The sequence below is a fragment of the Marinobacter sediminicola genome (assembly GCF_031157525.1).
GTDB lineage: Bacteria > Pseudomonadota > Gammaproteobacteria > Pseudomonadales > Oleiphilaceae > Marinobacter > Marinobacter sediminicola.
Map to the genome: position 1 here is coordinate 1 of NZ_JAVIXR010000014.1, position 16,294 is coordinate 16,294.

13 protein-coding genes are annotated in these 16,294 nt (G+C 53.1%); 5 read left to right on the plus strand and 8 right to left on the minus strand.

All coding sequences use genetic code 11. The features are described from left to right. Window positions 1-193: 193 nt before the first annotated feature. The 4 genes from pssA to RG807_RS15635 all read right to left on the minus strand — a co-directional run bounded on the left by pssA (window position 194) and on the right by RG807_RS15635 (window position 4,429). Window positions 194-1,045 (minus strand): CDP-diacylglycerol--serine O-phosphatidyltransferase, encoded by an 852-nt coding sequence (pssA, locus tag RG807_RS15620; RefSeq protein ID WP_309045727.1) that lies wholly within the window; start codon window positions 1,043-1,045, stop codon window positions 194-196. Between the two features lie 89 nt (window positions 1,046-1,134). After that, the gene (gene ilvC / locus RG807_RS15625; protein WP_200204793.1) at window positions 1,135-2,151 is read right to left on the minus strand and encodes a ketol-acid reductoisomerase; all 1,017 of its coding nucleotides are present in this window, start codon (window positions 2,149-2,151) and stop codon (window positions 1,135-1,137) included. Between the two features lie 65 nt (window positions 2,152-2,216). Beyond that, entirely contained in the window at window positions 2,217-2,708 is a 492-nt protein-coding gene (gene ilvN / locus RG807_RS15630) for an acetolactate synthase small subunit (RefSeq protein ID WP_298453492.1), read from the minus strand. A gap of 2 nt (window positions 2,709-2,710) precedes the next feature. After that, on the minus strand, window positions 2,711-4,429 hold the full coding sequence (locus RG807_RS15635; protein ID WP_309045728.1) for an acetolactate synthase 3 large subunit: 1,719 nt from the start codon (window positions 4,427-4,429) through the stop codon (window positions 2,711-2,713). A gap of 462 nt (window positions 4,430-4,891) precedes the next feature. On the opposite strand from RG807_RS15635, the gene RG807_RS15640 reads away from it, so the two are divergent. Beyond that, entirely contained in the window at window positions 4,892-5,356 is a 465-nt protein-coding gene (locus RG807_RS15640) for a DUF4124 domain-containing protein (RefSeq protein ID WP_309045729.1), read from the plus strand. A gap of 80 nt (window positions 5,357-5,436) precedes the next feature. On the opposite strand, the gene clpB is transcribed toward RG807_RS15640, so the two are convergent. From clpB to rluD, 3 genes are all read right to left on the minus strand, one after another. Then, complete coding sequence (gene clpB, locus RG807_RS15645) at window positions 5,437-8,013, minus strand: ATP-dependent chaperone ClpB (RefSeq protein ID WP_309045730.1); 2,577 nt, start codon at window positions 8,011-8,013, stop codon at window positions 5,437-5,439. 134 nt (window positions 8,014-8,147) lie between these two features. Beyond that, window positions 8,148-8,915, minus strand: a complete 768-nt coding sequence (gene pgeF, locus RG807_RS15650; RefSeq protein WP_309045731.1) for a peptidoglycan editing factor PgeF — start codon at window positions 8,913-8,915, stop codon at window positions 8,148-8,150. After that, on the minus strand, window positions 8,905-9,882 hold the full coding sequence (rluD, locus tag RG807_RS15655) for a 23S rRNA pseudouridine(1911/1915/1917) synthase RluD (protein WP_309045732.1): 978 nt from the start codon (window positions 9,880-9,882) through the stop codon (window positions 8,905-8,907). Before rluD ends, pgeF begins: the two co-directional genes overlap by 11 nt. 155 nt (window positions 9,883-10,037) lie before the next feature. Between rluD and RG807_RS15660 the strand changes: the two genes are divergently transcribed. After that, window positions 10,038-10,871 carry an outer membrane protein assembly factor BamD gene (locus RG807_RS15660; protein WP_298453517.1) on the plus strand — a complete coding sequence of 278 codons (834 nt, stop codon included), beginning with the start codon at window positions 10,038-10,040 and terminating at the stop codon, window positions 10,869-10,871. Window positions 10,872-10,883: 12 nt separating this feature from the next. Here RG807_RS15660 and RG807_RS15665 read toward each other — a convergent pair whose 3' ends face one another. Further along, a complete protein-coding gene (locus RG807_RS15665) occupies window positions 10,884-12,548 on the minus strand; it encodes an NAD+ synthase (RefSeq protein WP_309045733.1) in 1,665 nt (554 codons plus the stop codon). A 93-nt stretch (window positions 12,549-12,641) separates the two neighbouring features. Here RG807_RS15665 and RG807_RS15670 point away from each other — a divergent pair, with 93 nt between their 5' ends. The 3 genes from RG807_RS15670 to RG807_RS15680 are packed head-to-tail and all read left to right on the plus strand — an operon-like array spanning window position 12,642 to window position 16,293. Continuing rightward, on the plus strand, window positions 12,642-14,282 hold the full coding sequence (locus tag RG807_RS15670) for a sensor histidine kinase (protein WP_309045734.1): 1,641 nt from the start codon (window positions 12,642-12,644) through the stop codon (window positions 14,280-14,282). Window positions 14,283-14,302: 20 nt separating this feature from the next. Next, window positions 14,303-15,685, plus strand: a complete 1,383-nt coding sequence (locus RG807_RS15675; protein ID WP_309045735.1) for a sigma-54-dependent transcriptional regulator — start codon at window positions 14,303-14,305, stop codon at window positions 15,683-15,685. Window positions 15,686-15,738: 53 nt separating this feature from the next. Further along, window positions 15,739-16,293: a GspH/FimT family pseudopilin gene (locus RG807_RS15680; protein ID WP_309045736.1), complete on the plus strand. Its 555-nt coding sequence runs from the start codon at window positions 15,739-15,741 to the stop codon at window positions 16,291-16,293. Window position 16,294: the final 1 nt, after the last annotated feature.

Here is a 16,294-nt window from a genome sequence, read left to right on the forward strand (position 1 = left end):
CAGTTGACCTTCTCAATCCACCCCGTCTCAGCGGTGTGTCCCTCGAAGGAGATGCGCATTCTACAGACACACGCAGATCTGTCAACGGCCATTTTCATTTAATTTCAGAGAGCCTCGGTTTCCACCTATAAACAGGCCAAAAAAAGGTGGAAACCGATCAAAAATCACACAAACCCTGGGACACCTCAGAGCTTCACTTGCCAACCTTAGCCGATCGACGCGACTTTCCCCGAAACAAAGCACGAACGGGCCCAGACAATGCATAGACCAGAAACCCGCTAAACAACACAGTAGCCGGATCCAGTGCGATCACCACAAGAATCAGAACCACAAGAAGTATGGCAGCAAAAGGCACACGACCACGAAGATCGAGATCCTTGAAGCTGTGATACAGCACATTACTGACCATCAGCACGCCTGAGCCACCTACAACAACTATGGTCAAGAAGGTGAGCCATGCCGCAGGCTCGAATGCATGGAAGCACCAAACGAGACCAGCAACACACGCAGCAGCCGCAGGACTGGGCAACCCAACAAAATACTTTTTGTCCACGGAACCAATCTGAGTATTAAACCGCGCAAGGCGTAAGGCTGTTCCGGCCACATAGATAAAGGTAATAGCCCAGCCAATTTTATCCAGCCCATTCAAAGACCAGAAAAAAGCAACAAACCCGGGAGCAACACCAAAAGCAACCATGTCAGCGAGACTGTCATACTCCTCACCAAATTTGCTTTGCGTATTGGTCATCCGGGCCACACGTCCATCAAGACCATCGAGAATCATGGAGATGAATATCGCAATGGCCGCATTATCGAAAACACCACCTGCAGCAGACACAATGGCGTAAAAGCCAGAGAACAATGAAGCTGTCGTGAGCGCATTAGGAAGCAGGTATATCCCCTTCTTTCGCACCGGCGCCCCCTCAACCAACTCTTCTTCCACTACCTCGCCAGGCTCGATGTCGCACTCGCCCGCTGAACGGGTAGAAATCTCCGGCTCGCCGGCCGAAGAGCCCACTTCTGTATCTTTTCTTTCGTCAGTCATTCCCACTACTCCGGAAAGCATTTGGGCGAAGTATATACGAAAAACGCGGCCACCCGGGCCGCGCTTTATTAATCTAAGCAGAACTTCGCTTAGTTTTTGTCTTTATCTACGATCTTGTTGGCAGAGATCCATGGCATCATTCCGCGCAGCTTCTCACCCGTCACTTCAATCTGGTGCTCGGCATTCTGACGACGACGCGCTGTCATTGAAGGATAGTTGAGAGCGCCTTCAGAGATGAACATCTTCGCGTACTCACCACTCTGGATACGCTTCAGCGCGTTGCGCATGGCTTCACGGGACTGCTCGTTGATAATCTCCGGGCCAGTCACATACTCACCATACTCTGCGTTGTTAGAGATGGAGTAGTTCATGTTGGCGATACCGCCTTCGTACATCAGATCTACAATCAGCTTCAGCTCGTGCAGACACTCAAAGTACGCCATTTCCGGTGCATAACCTGCTTCAGTCAGGGTCTCGAAACCTGCCTTAACCAGCTCAACTGCACCACCACAAAGCACAGCCTGCTCACCGAACAGGTCAGTTTCAGTCTCGTCCTTGAAAGTAGTTTCGATGATACCGGTACGACCGCCACCGATGCCACTCGCATAAGAAAGAGCAACGTTCTTGGCATTGCCAGATGCGTCCTGGAAGATAGCAATCAGATCAGGAATACCGCCGCCGTTAGCGAATTCGGTGCGAACAGTGTGACCTGGCGCCTTAGGGGCAACCATGATTACGTCCAGATCTTTGCGTGGAACGATCTGGTTGTAGTGAACAGCGAAGCCGTGAGCAAATGCCAGAGTAGCGCCCTGCTTCAGGTTCGGCTCGATTTCGGCTGCGTACAGCTGAGACTGGAACTCATCTGGAGTCAGAATCATTACAACGTCAGCAGCAGCAACTGCAGACGGTACGTCACTGGTCTTCAGGCCATAGGCTTCTGCCTTGGCAATGGATGAGGATCCCGGACGCAGACCAACAGTTACATCAACACCGGACTCTTTCAGGTTGCACGCATGAGCGTGACCCTGTGAGCCAAAACCGATGATGGCAACTTTCTTGCCCTGAATGATGGAAAGATCACAATCCTTATCGTAATAAACCTGCATGACTAACCTCTATGATTTGTGATGGCCTTTCAGAAGACCAAATCGTTCGTGATATACAAAACAGTTTAAAGACTCAAAACCTTTTCGCCTCTGGCGATCCCGGAAACCCCCGAACGCACCACTTCAAGCACACCCGACGTTCCAATTGCCTGGACGAAACCGTCCAACTTGTCGCTGGCGCCCGCAAGCTGAACGGTGTAGACAGAGCTGGTGACATCAACTATCTGTCCCCGGAAAATATCCACCGTGCGCTTTATTTCGGCACGTTGAGAGCCGGTCGCCTTCAGTTTGATCAGCATCAGCTCCCGCTCGATGTGGGGGCCCTCAGTCAAGTCCACCAATTTAACCACCTCAACCAGCTTATTGAGCTGCTTGGTGATCTGCTCGATAACACGATCCGGGCCCGTCGTTGTCACTGTCAGGCGAGACAGGGTCTCATCCTCGGTAGGCGCCACTGTCAAGGTCTCGATATTGTAGTTCCGCTGCGAAAACAGCCCAACGACTCGGGACAGCGCCCCCGGTTCGTTCTCAAGCAACACAGAAATGATTCGACGCATGATCACACCCTCTCCGTCTTGCTGAGCCACATATCTTTCATGCAGCCGCGGGCCACTTGCATCGGATATACATGCTCAAAGCGGTCAACCTGGATATCCACAAAAACCAGCCTGTCCTTCATGGCCAAAGCTTCTTTTAACTTCGGCTCCAGATCTTCTTTCTTGTCAATCCGGATGCCCACATGACCATAAGCCTCTGCCAACTTAATAAAATCTGGTAGCGACTCCATGTACGAATGGGAGTGACGGGACTCGTAATTCATGTCCTGCCACTGCCTCACCATGCCCAACGACTGATTATTCAAGTTGATGATCTTTACCGGCAGCTTGTACTGATTACAAGTCGACAGCTCCTGGATATTCATCTGGATACTGCCCTCTCCGGTAATACAGAGGACCTCTTCATCCGGGTGCGTGAGCTTTATGCCCATTGCGGCGGGCAAGCCGAAGCCCATGGTGCCGAGGCCACCTGAGTTAATCCAACGATTAGGCTTGTCAAATTTGTAGTACTGAGCCGCAAACATCTGGTGCTGCCCCACATCGGAGGTTACAAATGCATCCCCATTAGTGAGACGATGAAGCATTTCGACCACTTCTTGCGGCTTGATTACATCCGGACTGGTCTCATAGCGCATACCATGAAACGCGCGCCATTCATCGATCTGCCTCCACCAGGCTGCGAGAGCCTCTGCATCGGGCTTTTCCTTACTTTCTTTGACAAGAGCAAGCATTTCCTTGAGAACCGCATCCACCGGACCAACAATTGGCACGTCGGCGTCTATAGTTTTGGAAATGGACGCAGGGTCAATATCAATATGAATAATGCGCGCACCGGGGCAGAACTTTTCCGTTGCGTTGGTTACGCGGTCATCGAAACGCGCACCGACCGCCAAAATAAGGTCTGAGTGGTGCATCGCCATATTGGCTTCGTAGGTTCCGTGCATACCTAACCAGCCAAGATGCTGCTTATCACTGGCCGGATAACAACCAATTCCCATCAGAGTGTTGGTAATCGGATACCCCAATTTGCGCACCAACTCTGTCAGCTGCCCAGAGGCCTTACCCAGAATAACACCACCACCGGCATATATTATCGGCCGGCGCGCCGCCAACATCATATCAACCGCTTTCTTGATCTGGCCTGCATGGCCTCGTATGGCCGGGTTGTAGGAGCGCAGCTTAACCTTTTTCGGATAGGCATATTCGAAGCGCTCATTGGGGGCTGTCATATCTTTCGGGATATCCACAACAACCGGGCCGGGTCGACCGGTCGAGGCAATGTAATACGCTTTGCGGATAATCTCCGGGATCTCGGATGGATGACGCACACTGAGGTTGTGCTTAACGACCGGCCGGGAAACGCCCATCATATCGGTTTCCTGGAAGGCATCTTCGCCAATCAAGGTGGACGCAACCTGCCCACACAGAACCACCATAGGGATGGAGTCCATGAATGCAGTTGCAATACCGGTAATGGTGTTGGTAGCTCCAGGACCTGAAGTCACAAGCACAGTTCCTGGCAGACCCGTTGCACGCGCATAGCCATCAGCCATGTGCACTGCGGCCTGCTCATGTCTCACCAGTATATGTTTGACTTCGTCCTGCCTGAACAGTGCATCATAAATATGAAGGGCTGCACCACCCGGATAGCCATAGATGTACTCGATTCCCTGATCCTGCAAAGAGCGGATCAGCATATCGGCACCAGACAATAACTCCACGATTTTCTACCCTCTTCTTACGAGTGAATAAGCCGGGCACACGCCCGATTGCCTGGATTCACGGTTACCCTGCTTCTTTTGAAAGCGGAACCGGCTGCTCCACACCTTGTTAAGAGGTTGTCTCCTGGCCAGCCGCCCTCCTGAGGGTTGCGGAGAACGGCCAATCAACGGGTTGCACGTAAGCAACAACCATTCCGCGACAGGTGCGCGGCACGCTCAGTGTGGTAAATAACGGGGGATACTTGCACGGGATTGCCTGCCGTTAGCCCCAGTCTTCAGGCAATCTGTAATTCTGACAGCGCTAAACTCCCTGTCAATAGCCACAGTTGCATTCTGTACCCATTGTGTTGGATGCTCTGCTTTAAATATTCAGAACTCAGGTGCGGAGTTTTGAACCAGGCGGAAGAAAATTCCTCCCACAGGTGGCATGATAGGCGCACGTAAAACACAACGAGTAGAGCCATGAACAGAAAAACCCTGATGCTGACATTATTAATCGCCGTAGCACCCAGCATGGCAATGAGTGCCTCTGTGTATAAATGGACGGACGACAATGGCGTTACCCATTATGGTGATCGTCAGCCGGTAGGAGCCAATTCTGAGACTGTCAATGTTCGTTCTGGCACTTCCTCTGGATCCGACAGCGGCCGGAGCAGCCCGCAGCAACGCCTGGACGAACTGCAAGAGCAACAGCAGAAGAAGACCGACCGGGAAAATGAGACCGCGGTTGAAGCGGCTCGCCGCAAACAGCGTGAGGCAAATTGCGAAACTGCCCGCGCAAATCTCAAAGTCATTGAGAGTAACGCGCGCATTCGGGTCGAAGAAGATGGCGAGCAGCGCTACCTCGCACCTGAAGAAATCGCTGAACAAAAAGTGAAGTTCGAAGAAGTTGTCGCCGAGAGCTGCGGCCCTGAGACTCAACAATAAGCCTCAAGTACGAAAGCAATCCCAAGAAAGCAAAAAGTGGGCAAAGCCCAAGCCACGCCCACTTTTTCTCCAGCCTTTGATCAAGCCTTTTCGAACACCAACACACTGCCATCTGCCGTGGCACGAATGGTGTCACCAGAAACAAAATCTCCCCGCAAAAGTCTTTGTGCCAACGGGTTTTCGATCATCCTCTGAACCGCTCTTTTTAGTGGCCGCGCTCCGTATACCGGGTCGTATCCGACCTCACCCAGAAGATTCATCGCAACGTCGTCCAACTCCAACTTCACGCCCTGCTCCTGCAGGCGCCTGTTGAGAATCTCAACCTGGATTTTGGCAATTCCGTGAATCTGTTCTCCAGCAAGAGGATGGAATACAACCACTTCATCCACACGATTTATAAATTCAGGCCGGAAGTGAGTGCCCACTTCATCCATAACTGCAGCCTTCATGGCCTCGTAATTCTCAGCTCCCGATTTTTGCTGAATAATGTCCGAGCCCAGATTGGACGTCATCACAATAACCGTATTGCTGAAATCCACCGTTCTACCTTGGCCGTCAGTCAGTCGGCCATCATCGAGCACCTGGAGCAGTATGTTGAATACATCCGGATGCGCTTTCTCAACCTCATCCAATAGAAGTACGGAATAGGGGCGACGACGAACGGCTTCGGTAAGGTAGCCGCCCTCCTCGTAACCCACATATCCCGGGGGCGCGCCAATCAGCCGGGCAACGGAATGCTTTTCCATAAACTCCGACATATCGATCCGCACCATAGCGTCGTCAGTATCGAACAGAAATGAAGCGAGCGCCTTACAGAGCTCGGTTTTGCCAACCCCAGTCGGCCCAAGGAACAGGAAGGAGCCATTAGGCCGTTGCGGATCCGCCAAACCAGCCCGAGAGCGGCGCACTGCATTCGATACCGCCTCTACAGCTTCACTTTGACCAATCACCCGCTTGTGCAGGGCCTCTTCCATTCGCATCAACTTATCACGCTCGCCCTCCAGCATTCTGGAGACCGGAATACCTGTCCACTTGGAGACCACCTCCGCAATCTCCTCGTCGGTAACGCGGTTCCGCAGTAGTTTCATCTCCATCATTTCTGCTTGGCTTGCCATATCGAGCTGACGCTCCAACTCTGGAATGCGTCCATACTGAAGCTCAGACATTTTGCCCAGATCACCGGCTCGTCGAGCGGTTTCCAGATCAATACGAGCCTGTTCGAGCTGACTCTTTATTTTCTGGGAGCCATGCAATGCAGCCTTTTCAGTGTTCCAGATTTCCTCAAGATCCGCGTACTCGCGCTCCACGCCTCCAATAACACTGGAAAGCTCTTCCAGGCGCTTTTTTGAAGCCGCATCGGTCTCGTTTTTTAGCGCCTCACGCTCGATTTTGAGCTGGATAAGCCTGCGTTCCAAGCGATCCAGGGGTTCTGGTTTCGAGTCCATTTCCATACGAATCTGGCTAGCCGCCTCATCAATCAGATCGATGGCTTTGTCCGGCAACTGACGGTCAGTGATGTAGCGCTGTGACAGTTTGGCGGCCGCAATAATCGCCCCATCCGTGACTTCGACGCCATGGTGCACCTCGTAGCGCTCTTTCAGTCCGCGGAGGATGGCGATGGTGTCTTCTTCATTCGGCTCTTTCACCAGCACTTTTTGAAAGCGGCGCTCAAGGGCCGCGTCTTTTTCAATGTTCTCACGGTATTCATTCAGCGTAGTGGCTCCCACGCAATGCAGCTCCCCCCGCGCCAGCGCCGGCTTAAGCATGTTGCCCGCGTCCATGGAGCCTTCGGCTTTACCAGCACCCACCACCGTGTGGATTTCATCAATGAACAGAATGATCTGACCTTCCTGCTTGGCGAGTTCATTGAGCACCGCTTTCAAACGCTCCTCAAACTCACCCCGGAACTTGGCGCCAGCTATGAGCGATCCCATATCCAGAGAGAGCACTCGCTTGTTTTTCAAACCCTCGGGTACTTCGCCGTTTACGATTCGTTGCGCCAAGCCTTCGGCAATGGCGGTTTTACCAACACCCGGCTCTCCGATAAGTACCGGGTTGTTTTTACGGCGGCGCTGCAGTACCTGGATAGTGCGGCGTATTTCGTCGTCACGACCAATTACCGGGTCAAGTTTGCCGGCTTCGGCCCGCTCGGTCAGATCAATCGTATACTTGGAGAGCGCCTGACGGCTTTCCTCTGCACCTGCATCATCCACAGTTTCACCACCTCGAACGGCATTAATAGCTTTTTCCAGCGCGGTCTTATCTACACCCTGCTCACGCAAAACACGACCAAGCGTGCCACGGTCGTCCAGCGCGGCCAAAAGCATCAATTCACTGGAGATAAACTGGTCTTTCCGCTGCTGCGCCAATTTATCGGCAATATTGAACAGACGCCCCATATCGTTAGACATAGCGACATCGCCTGCACTGCCGCTCACTTCAGGCAGGTTCTCTATTTCCTGTGCGACAACCATACGCACACGACCAGGTTCAGCGCCCGCCTGCTTCAGAAGCGGCTTTATGGAACTGCCTTGCTGATCCAGCATGGCCTGCATCAGATGCAAAGGTTCAATAAAGTTATGATCTTTGCCAACAGCTAGTGACTGCGCGTCAGCCAGTGCGGCCTGTAAAAGACTGGTGAGTTTGTCGATTCTCATGAATTCGTTTCCCCGACTTGTTCAGCGAATGCGATCAGTAATTGCACATTCGGTTAGCATTGAAAACTAATGTAGGGACTATCAGGGGAAGTTCAAGGCCATTACAAACCAAATCGTCAGAAAATTGACAGGGCTCAGGTTTTCCAAATAGCGGTGGCCATACGGCCGGTCTTGCCATCGCGGCGATAGGAATAAAAACGCTGTTTATCGGTAACCGTGCAAAAGCCACCGCCATATAGCTTTGTGACACCCATATTTTGTAGGCGCTGCCGGGCAAGCAAATATATATCGGCCATGTAATGGCCCTTTCGAGCACCCACGGAACTGAACGCAATTTCGGCTTCTGGGTCATGAGCCATAAACGCTGCTTTCACTTCCGGGCCTATTTCAAATGCCTCTGGGCCTATCGCTGGCCCCAGCCAAGCCATCAAGGTATTGCTGGGCGCGCCCATTTCAGACACCAGTTTTTCCAGAACACCACTACACAAACTACGCCAGCCTGCATGGGCAGCTGCAATTGTGATTCCATTCTGGTCACAGAGAATGACGGGCAAACAATCCGCCGTCAGAATTGTGCAAGCGCTTCTGGCAGCATCGGTATAACTTGCATCTGCGCCTGGAGTAAGAACACCCTCTTCTAATGGCAGCCGGACAACGTCAGTACCATGGACCTGGTTCAGCCACCCGAAAGCGCCCGTTGGAAGACCACAGCCCTGGGCCAATTGCAGGCGATTCTCCAACACATGGGTGGGCTCGTCGCCCACATGGTCACCAAGGTTCATGCTATCCCAAGGCGGCATGCTAACGCCGCCCTCACGGGTAGTGCACACCGCATGGATATTTGAGGGCGCTGGCCAATCCGGGCGAATCAGCGGCAGCGCCGAACGCTCATCAGAACTCATCGCTCTCCAGATCCTTAACATGCTTGCGCAACGCTGCTAACAAGCTTACGAAATCTTCTGGCAAGGGCACTTCCCAGCTCAGGATCTCTCCAGTTTCCGGATGCTCCAGCGTGAGCTGTCGCGCATGCAGTGCCTGCCGATGAAATGCGGAGAGCACTTGGCGCAGTTCTTCGGTTGTGCCCTTTGGCAGTCGCAAACGGCCGCCATAGAGAGGGTCACCCACCAGCGGGTGCTTCACATGAGCCATGTGCACTCGAATCTGATGTGTGCGACCGCTTTCAAGCTTGCAGCGCACATGAGTATGGGCCGCAAAACGCTCAATCAGGCGATAATGAGTTACCGCTGCCTTACCGCTTTTGACGACCCCCATTTTCTTTCGCTCATGGGGGTGACGACCAATGGGCGCATCCACTGTGGCGCCACCGGTGAGGGTACCAACAACTACCGCCTCGTACTCCCGGCCCATGCTGCGGGTTTGCAGCTGATCAACCAGCGATGTATGGGCGATCAGGCTGCGGGCAACAACCATAACTCCGGATGTGTCTTTATCAAGACGATGGACGATGCCGGCTCTGGGAAGATTTTCCACCTCCGGGGCATAGTTCAGAAGCGCATTGACCAAGGTGCCATCGGCGTGCCCCGCTGCAGGGTGCACCACCAGACCAGCAGGCTTGTTAATCACAAGCAAGTGCTCGTCTTCATAGACAATATCCAGGCTGATGGCTTCCGCCTGCCAGGTAACCTGGGCTTCAGGCTCGGCGTCCAGCTCTATCCGGTCGCTGAGCATCACTTTGTCTTTCGGCCTGCGAACTTCTCCATTTACTGTTAACGCACCGCTGCGAATCCACGATTGCAGGCGCGAGCGTGAGTGTTCAGGCATGAGTTCTGCCACTGCCTGGTCCAGGCGCCGATCACTCAGCGCGGACGGCACAGCAAAACTGGCAACAATTCGATTTTCAGATGACATTCAGCCCCCAGGGCCTGTGAGTGTTATGTTTTGATCAGTATATTGGAAATAGTCGGGGCGCGCGCTCTACATGTATTCACATGAGGCTGCACATAAGGCGAGATCCCCGCTACAATGGCGCCCTTGAATTTATCGACATTATACGGGATTCCGGCATGAGATCAGGTGTTCGTTTACTGCTACTTTCTACACTGGTTGTTTTAATCAGTGCCTGCGCCTCCAAGGGGCCAGAGGAAGTGCTTCCGGAAAAAACCTATTACGACAATGCCCGCCAGGCAATGAACTCTGGCAACTTCAACGAAGCCGAGCAGAATCTTGACTCCCTGGAGACCTACTACCCTTTCGGCCGATACGCCGAACAGGCTCAGCTTGACCTTATATATGCCCGCTACCAAAACCTTGATCTTGAAGGTTCCCGCGCCGCAGCAGATCGCTTCCTGCGCCTGAACCCTCAAAGTGACCACGCAGATTATGCTCTGTACATGCGCGGGCTCGCTTCTTATAACCTGGATATCGGCCTGGCCGCACGTTATTTCTCGATTGATGTTGCAGCTCGGGATGCTGGGGAGCAACTACAGTCCTTCCGTGATTTCAGTGAGCTGTTAAACCGTTACCCGGAAAGCGAATACGCGGCAGACGCAAGGCAACGCATGATCGCAGTTCGCAACCGTATGGCGGAGCTGGAGCTGCACGCAGCACGCTATTACATCAAGCGGGAAGCATATGTGGCAGCTAACAACAGGGCACGCTACATCGTAGAGAACTACCCTACATCACCTGCAGTTGAAGATGCTTTGATAGTTCTGGCAGAAACCTTTGACTTCCTTAAGTTCAAAAAAGGCTCTCAAGATGCTGTAGCACTGCTTCGCCAGAACTTCCCGGAAAGCGACGCCTTCAACAGCGATGGCGAGTTTGAAGCCAACCTGCTGAAGCGAGAAAACCGCTCACTCTCCAGTGTGGTTACCTTCGGAATCCTGGGCGACGAATAACAACCCAGTCTTTCAATTGCCGCTTTTCCACCCACTGGTGATGGGATAGCGGCGATCCTTGCCAAACCCGCGCTCAGTAATACGAATCCCAATAGGTGCCTGCCGGCGCTTGTATTCGTTAAGATCCACCAAGCGGATAACACGGGTAACATCCGCCGGATCAAAACCTTCTGCAACAATCGCATCTGCGCTGAAATCCCTCTCGACATAAAGATTCAGAATCTGATCGAGCACATCGTAACCCGGAAGATTGTCTTCATCCTTCTGGTCTGGAGCCAGCTCCGCAGAGGGTGGTCTCGTTATCACGCGTTCAGGAATCACCTGAGAAACAGAATTCCGATACCAGGCAAGACGAAAAACCAGCGTCTTGGGAACATCCTTGAGCACATCAAAGCCGCCAGCCATATCGCCGTAAAGGGTCGAGTAGCCTACCGCCAACTCGCTCTTGTTGCCGGTAGTAAGCACTAGCGACCCAAACTTGTTGGAAAGCGACATAAGCATAACGCCGCGAATACGCGCTTGCAGATTTTGCTCGGTGGTGTCGATTGCTGTGCCCTCAAATGGCTCTGCCAGCGCCGCCATAAAAGATTCATACATCGGCTCTATTGAGTAAACATCGTACTGAACGCCCATGGCCAAAGCCTGAGCTTCTGCATCCTCCAGACTGATATCCGAGGTGTACCGGAACGGCATCATGACAGCGCGCACACGCTCCGGCCCCAGTGCATCCACCGCCACCGCCAGAGCTACAGCAGAATCTATACCACCGGAGAGACCAAGAACCACCGACTTGAACCCGTTCTTGTTGACGTAATCGCGAACGCCTGTCACCAATGCGCTGTATACATTCTCTTCCAGCGCCGGTTCTGCTGGAAGGGGCTGGGAGACAGGCTGGCAGTGCCGCTCATATAGAAAATCTACCGGAAACAGGCCCTCGGTGAATTGAGGAGCTTCTACCGCGAGAGATCCAGAATGGTCGTAAACCATAGAGCCACCATCAAATACCAGCTCATCCTGAGCTCCCACCAGATTGGTGTAAACGATGCTCACCTGATTCTCCCGGGACTTGCGCTCAAGTAACGCCTTTCTGCGGGCCTGCTTGTCGATATCATAGGGGGATGCATTCAGGTTAATGATCAACCGCGCACCTGCAGCTGCAGCATCTTCAACAGGGCCATCTGCCCAAATGTCTTCACAAACCGTCAGGCCAACCGGTACGCCACAGATATTGACCACCACAGCCCCCACGCCCTCGGAAAAATAGCGCTTTTCATCAAACACCTGATAATTCGGTGGGAATCGCTTGAAATAACGCCCGGTTATTTCACCTCCTTCGATCACCACCGCCGCATTGAAGAGCAAACCACCACTTCGTATCGGTGCTCCGAAAACAATTGCCGCGCCAAGCTCCGCCGCTTGCAAGCGCTCCAGCGCCTCACCCACGCGCAACTCCATGCTAGGCCGCAGCAAGAGGTCTTCCGGTGGATACCCGGTAATACTGAGCTCAGGAAACACAACAATGTCGGCGTGTTCATCAGCGCGCGCGCGCTTAGTTGCATCAATAATCCGGCCGGTGTTACCGGGAATGTCCCCCACAAGAAAATCCAATTGCGCCATCACAACCCTCAGGCTGCGGGTTGATGCAGGGGAATACGGCGTGCTCCCGGAAACAGACATACTTTGGCTCCTGTAACTCATTGCCACGAAAAGGCTATTATACCCTCCCATAGACCCTGATTTCTTCCGCTCAACAACGGATTTCTGAAAACCATGGCGACAGACACGGTATCGGCAGTCAAAACCGGCAAACGCCCCGCCGGCATGCAGCAGACTAGACTGTTTCGCATCTACAACCATTACCGGCTTGTGATCAGCCTTATGCTGGCGGCTCTGCTATTCGCTGAACCGGTGAGCCTTGATACCCAATTTCGATACCTTGAGTACTATCAGTTTGGCGTGGTGGGTTACTTTGCTTTAAACAGCTTTGTTGCGATGGTTATGCTCGCAGGGTTTCAGCCAACTCAACGGCACATTACCCTCTCCATACTCCTGGACATTCTTGTAATGCACGGGCTGCTATTTGCTAGCACCGGCATAACCAGTGGCCTGGCCAACCTTGTGATCATCTCAGTAGCAGCGGGCAATATTCTTACCCCCAGCCGAATGGGCACCTTCTACGCAGCTCTTGCCGCAATTTGCTCACTCGGTATTTCAGGCTGGGCGATTCTGACTGTTGATGGGAACGGCGATGACATAGTCCGCGCCGGCTCCTTCGGCATTCTGTACTTTGCGGCCGCATTCGTTCTACAAAACATTTCTCGGAGAATGATGCGCAGCGAAGCGCTCGCCACCAGCCGCGCCAAGAGCATTGTAGAGTTGGAGCAGATCAACCAACAGATTATTCAGCGCATGCGTACCGGCATTCTTGTGCTCGATCGATATGGGCAGGTGAGGCTCGCAAACGCTGCTGCAGAGGAGTTACTTTTCGGAATCCCAACAGATCTAGCCCGACACACCACGCGCTCCCGAACCCTTCCCCAGGCGCTGAAATCGGGGCTGGACGCTTGGCTAAAGCACCCTGAAATGCGGACAAAACCTTTCCAACCCGCGCCTACCTCGCCACTTTTACAGGTAAGCTTCACCCAGCTCGACCCGGAACCTGGTGAACAGATTCTTGTATTTATTGAAGATATGAGCAAGGTGACCCAGCAGGCGCAGCAAATGAAACTGGCCTCTCTGGGACGCCTCACTGCCGGTATCGCCCACGAAATTCGCAACCCCCTCGGGGCCATAAGCCACGCAGCCCAACTGATGGAAGAGTCGCCTCATCTTGATGCCAGCGACTTGCAAATGCTGGACATCATTCGGCGGCACTCGCGCCGGGTAAATGGCATTATAGAAAACGTGCTCAGCCTTTCCCGTCGCAGACCTGCAAATGCAGATCTGGTTGATGTCGCAATCTGGCTGGCAGAATACAGAGCTGACTTCCTGCAAACTCAAAAAGAAACCGACCCTCCTGCTGATGTAATATTGAGCGTCGAGCCGCACATCCCCGACGCACGATTTGATAAAAGCCAGATTGAGCAGGTACTGGTAAACTTGTGTGACAACGGCCTGCGATACAGCCAGCAGCATTCAGGTGAACGGAAAATCGAACTGCGGGCGGGTGCCACAACAGATGGGGAGCGTACCTACTTGGATGTGAGGGACTTTGGCCCTGGCATTGCGCCGGAATTCCGCCATTCGGTTTTCGAACCGTTTTACACAACGGACAAAGGTGGCACTGGCCTCGGGCTTTATCTGGCCAGAGAACTGTGTGAGGCTAACCAGGTCCACTTGTCCTTGATCGAAGACGAGCAGCCAGGCTGCTGTTTTCGCATCACCTTTGCCCACCCTGGACGAATGATCTGACAAGGAACGAGCACGACAAGATGACCACCTATACCGCGCTGATTGTTGATGACGAACCGGATATCCGGGATCTTCTTGAGATTACCCTTACCCGCATGGGTATAGAAACACTGACTGCTCCCGATATTACCAGCGCACTCAAATTGCTGGAAACCCACAGCCCCCAGCTTTGCCTGACCGACATGAACCTGCCGGATGGCAACGGTATAGAACTGGTGCAATGGATCCAGAAGCATCGGCCAAGCACGCCAGTGGCGGTTATCACCGCGTATGGCAGCATGGACACTGCCATCGAGTCGCTGAAAGCGGGTGCATTCGATTTCGTTTCCAAGCCGGTGGAGCTGTCCAGACTTAGAGAGTTAGTTAACAGCGCGCTTAAACTGACCAAAACCGAATCAAGTGTTGACGACACCACGGATGAGCCAGGGCTTTTGCTTGGCAATTCCACGCAGATAAAGAAACTGCGCAACCAGACCCGCAAACTTGCCAGAAGCCAGGCCCCAGTGTTTATCAATGGCGAATCCGGCAGCGGTAAAGAACTGGTAGCCCGAATGATTCACCTGCAGGGCCCACGCAGAGACGGGCCCTTTATTGCCGTTAACTGTGGCGCCATTCCCTCCGAGCTGATGGAAAGTGAATTCTTTGGGCATAAAAAAGGCAGTTTTACAGGCGCCGTTGACAACAAGGATGGGCTCTTCCGCTCTGCAAACGGCGGCACTCTTTTTTTGGACGAAGTAGCTGACTTGCCGCTGGCCATGCAGGTAAAACTGCTGCGCGCCATCCAGGAAAAAGCCGTGCGACCGGTTGGTGACACGAAAGAACTGCCCGTCGACATACGCTTGCTTAGCGCGACTCATCAAAACCTGGCCGATCTTGTTCAGGAAGGCGCCTTTCGGCAAGATCTATTTTACCGGATTAACGTGATTGAACTGGCAGTGCCGCCCTTGCGGGACCGCCTGGATGATATTGAGCTGCTGGCGAACCACATTCTTGACCGCATTGCGCGGGAATACGAATGTGATTCAGCAACCCTTACCCCAGACGCCATAAATCGGCTGAAGGAACATAATTTCCCAGGCAACGTGCGGGAACTGGAAAATATACTGGAGCGCGCTTTTACCTTGTGCGATGCAGATCGGATCAGTGCTTCTGACCTGCATCTGGGTGGTAACCGTGCCGCAGGCGCACCTGCAAATGCTGCCGGTGACGCCACCTCCCAGGCTAACCCTTCGTTAATCCCGGAAGGGAACATCGATTTGGAAGGATATCTGGAGTCTATCGAGCGCCAGGCTATTGAGAAAGCGCTGGAGGCGACTCGCTGGAATAAGACGGCGGCAGCGAAGAAACTGGGGATCAGTTTTCGGGCGCTGAGGTATAGGTTGAAGAAATTGGGGATGGAGTGAATAATACTCAGGCGCTTTCAGGATGAAAACGCCTAATTTGCCAAGGAGGCTACATGACTGTTGTTCAAAACCGCGGCTTAACACTTGTTGAGCTTTTAATCACTTTGACCATTCTTTCCGTTGTGTTCAGCATTGCTCTTCCAGCCATGAATCGCGAGGTTTCCAAGTCACGTCAGCGCGAACTGGTTGCAACCTACAACGGTGCCTTTTCATTTGCCCGTTCACAGGCCGTACATACCGGAACTTTTGTGACCATCTGCCCTTTGTCCTCTAACAACCAATGCGTTGACGACTGGGCGCTACCCGCTGCAATATTCCCGGATCAGGACAAAGACCTGCGCCCGGATAGCAACACTGTATGGAAGCTCATTTCACCTGTGTCTAATTATCGCATCACATCCCGCACAGGGGGACGAGGCTATTTGACGTTCGGGCCCAACGGCCTCACCCATGGAGCCAGCGGCTCGTTAATCGCCTGCCCGGTACAGAGCTCACGGCAGCCCATGAGCTATCTCGGTGTAAATCGCGGCGGGCGCTTCCATGCGGTTCACGATGACAACTTTGACAATAAAATCCGGCTATCCTGGGGCGCACTGATTCAATGCTAAC

Coding starts and splice junctions, on each gene's coding strand:
- pssA (WP_309045727.1), bottom strand. CDS start 1,045: ATGACTGACGAAAGAAAAGATACAGAAGTGGGCTCTTCGGCCGGCGAG.
- ilvC (WP_200204793.1), bottom strand. CDS start 2,151: ATGCAGGTTTATTACGATAAGGATTGTGATCTTTCCATCATTCAGGGC.
- ilvN (WP_298453492.1), bottom strand. CDS start 2,708: ATGCGTCGAATCATTTCTGTGTTGCTTGAGAACGAACCGGGGGCGCTG.
- RG807_RS15640 (WP_309045729.1), top strand. CDS start 4,892: ATGAACAGAAAAACCCTGATGCTGACATTATTAATCGCCGTAGCACCC.
- clpB (WP_309045730.1), bottom strand. CDS start 8,013: ATGAGAATCGACAAACTCACCAGTCTTTTACAGGCCGCACTGGCTGAC.
- pgeF (WP_309045731.1), bottom strand. CDS start 8,915: ATGAGTTCTGATGAGCGTTCGGCGCTGCCGCTGATTCGCCCGGATTGG.
- rluD (WP_309045732.1), bottom strand. CDS start 9,882: ATGTCATCTGAAAATCGAATTGTTGCCAGTTTTGCTGTGCCGTCCGCG.
- RG807_RS15660 (WP_298453517.1), top strand. CDS start 10,038: ATGAGATCAGGTGTTCGTTTACTGCTACTTTCTACACTGGTTGTTTTA.
- RG807_RS15665 (WP_309045733.1), bottom strand. CDS start 12,548: ATGTCTGTTTCCGGGAGCACGCCGTATTCCCCTGCATCAACCCGCAGC.
- RG807_RS15670 (WP_309045734.1), top strand. CDS start 12,642: ATGGCGACAGACACGGTATCGGCAGTCAAAACCGGCAAACGCCCCGCC.
- RG807_RS15675 (WP_309045735.1), top strand. CDS start 14,303: ATGACCACCTATACCGCGCTGATTGTTGATGACGAACCGGATATCCGG.
- RG807_RS15680 (WP_309045736.1), top strand. CDS start 15,739: ATGACTGTTGTTCAAAACCGCGGCTTAACACTTGTTGAGCTTTTAATC.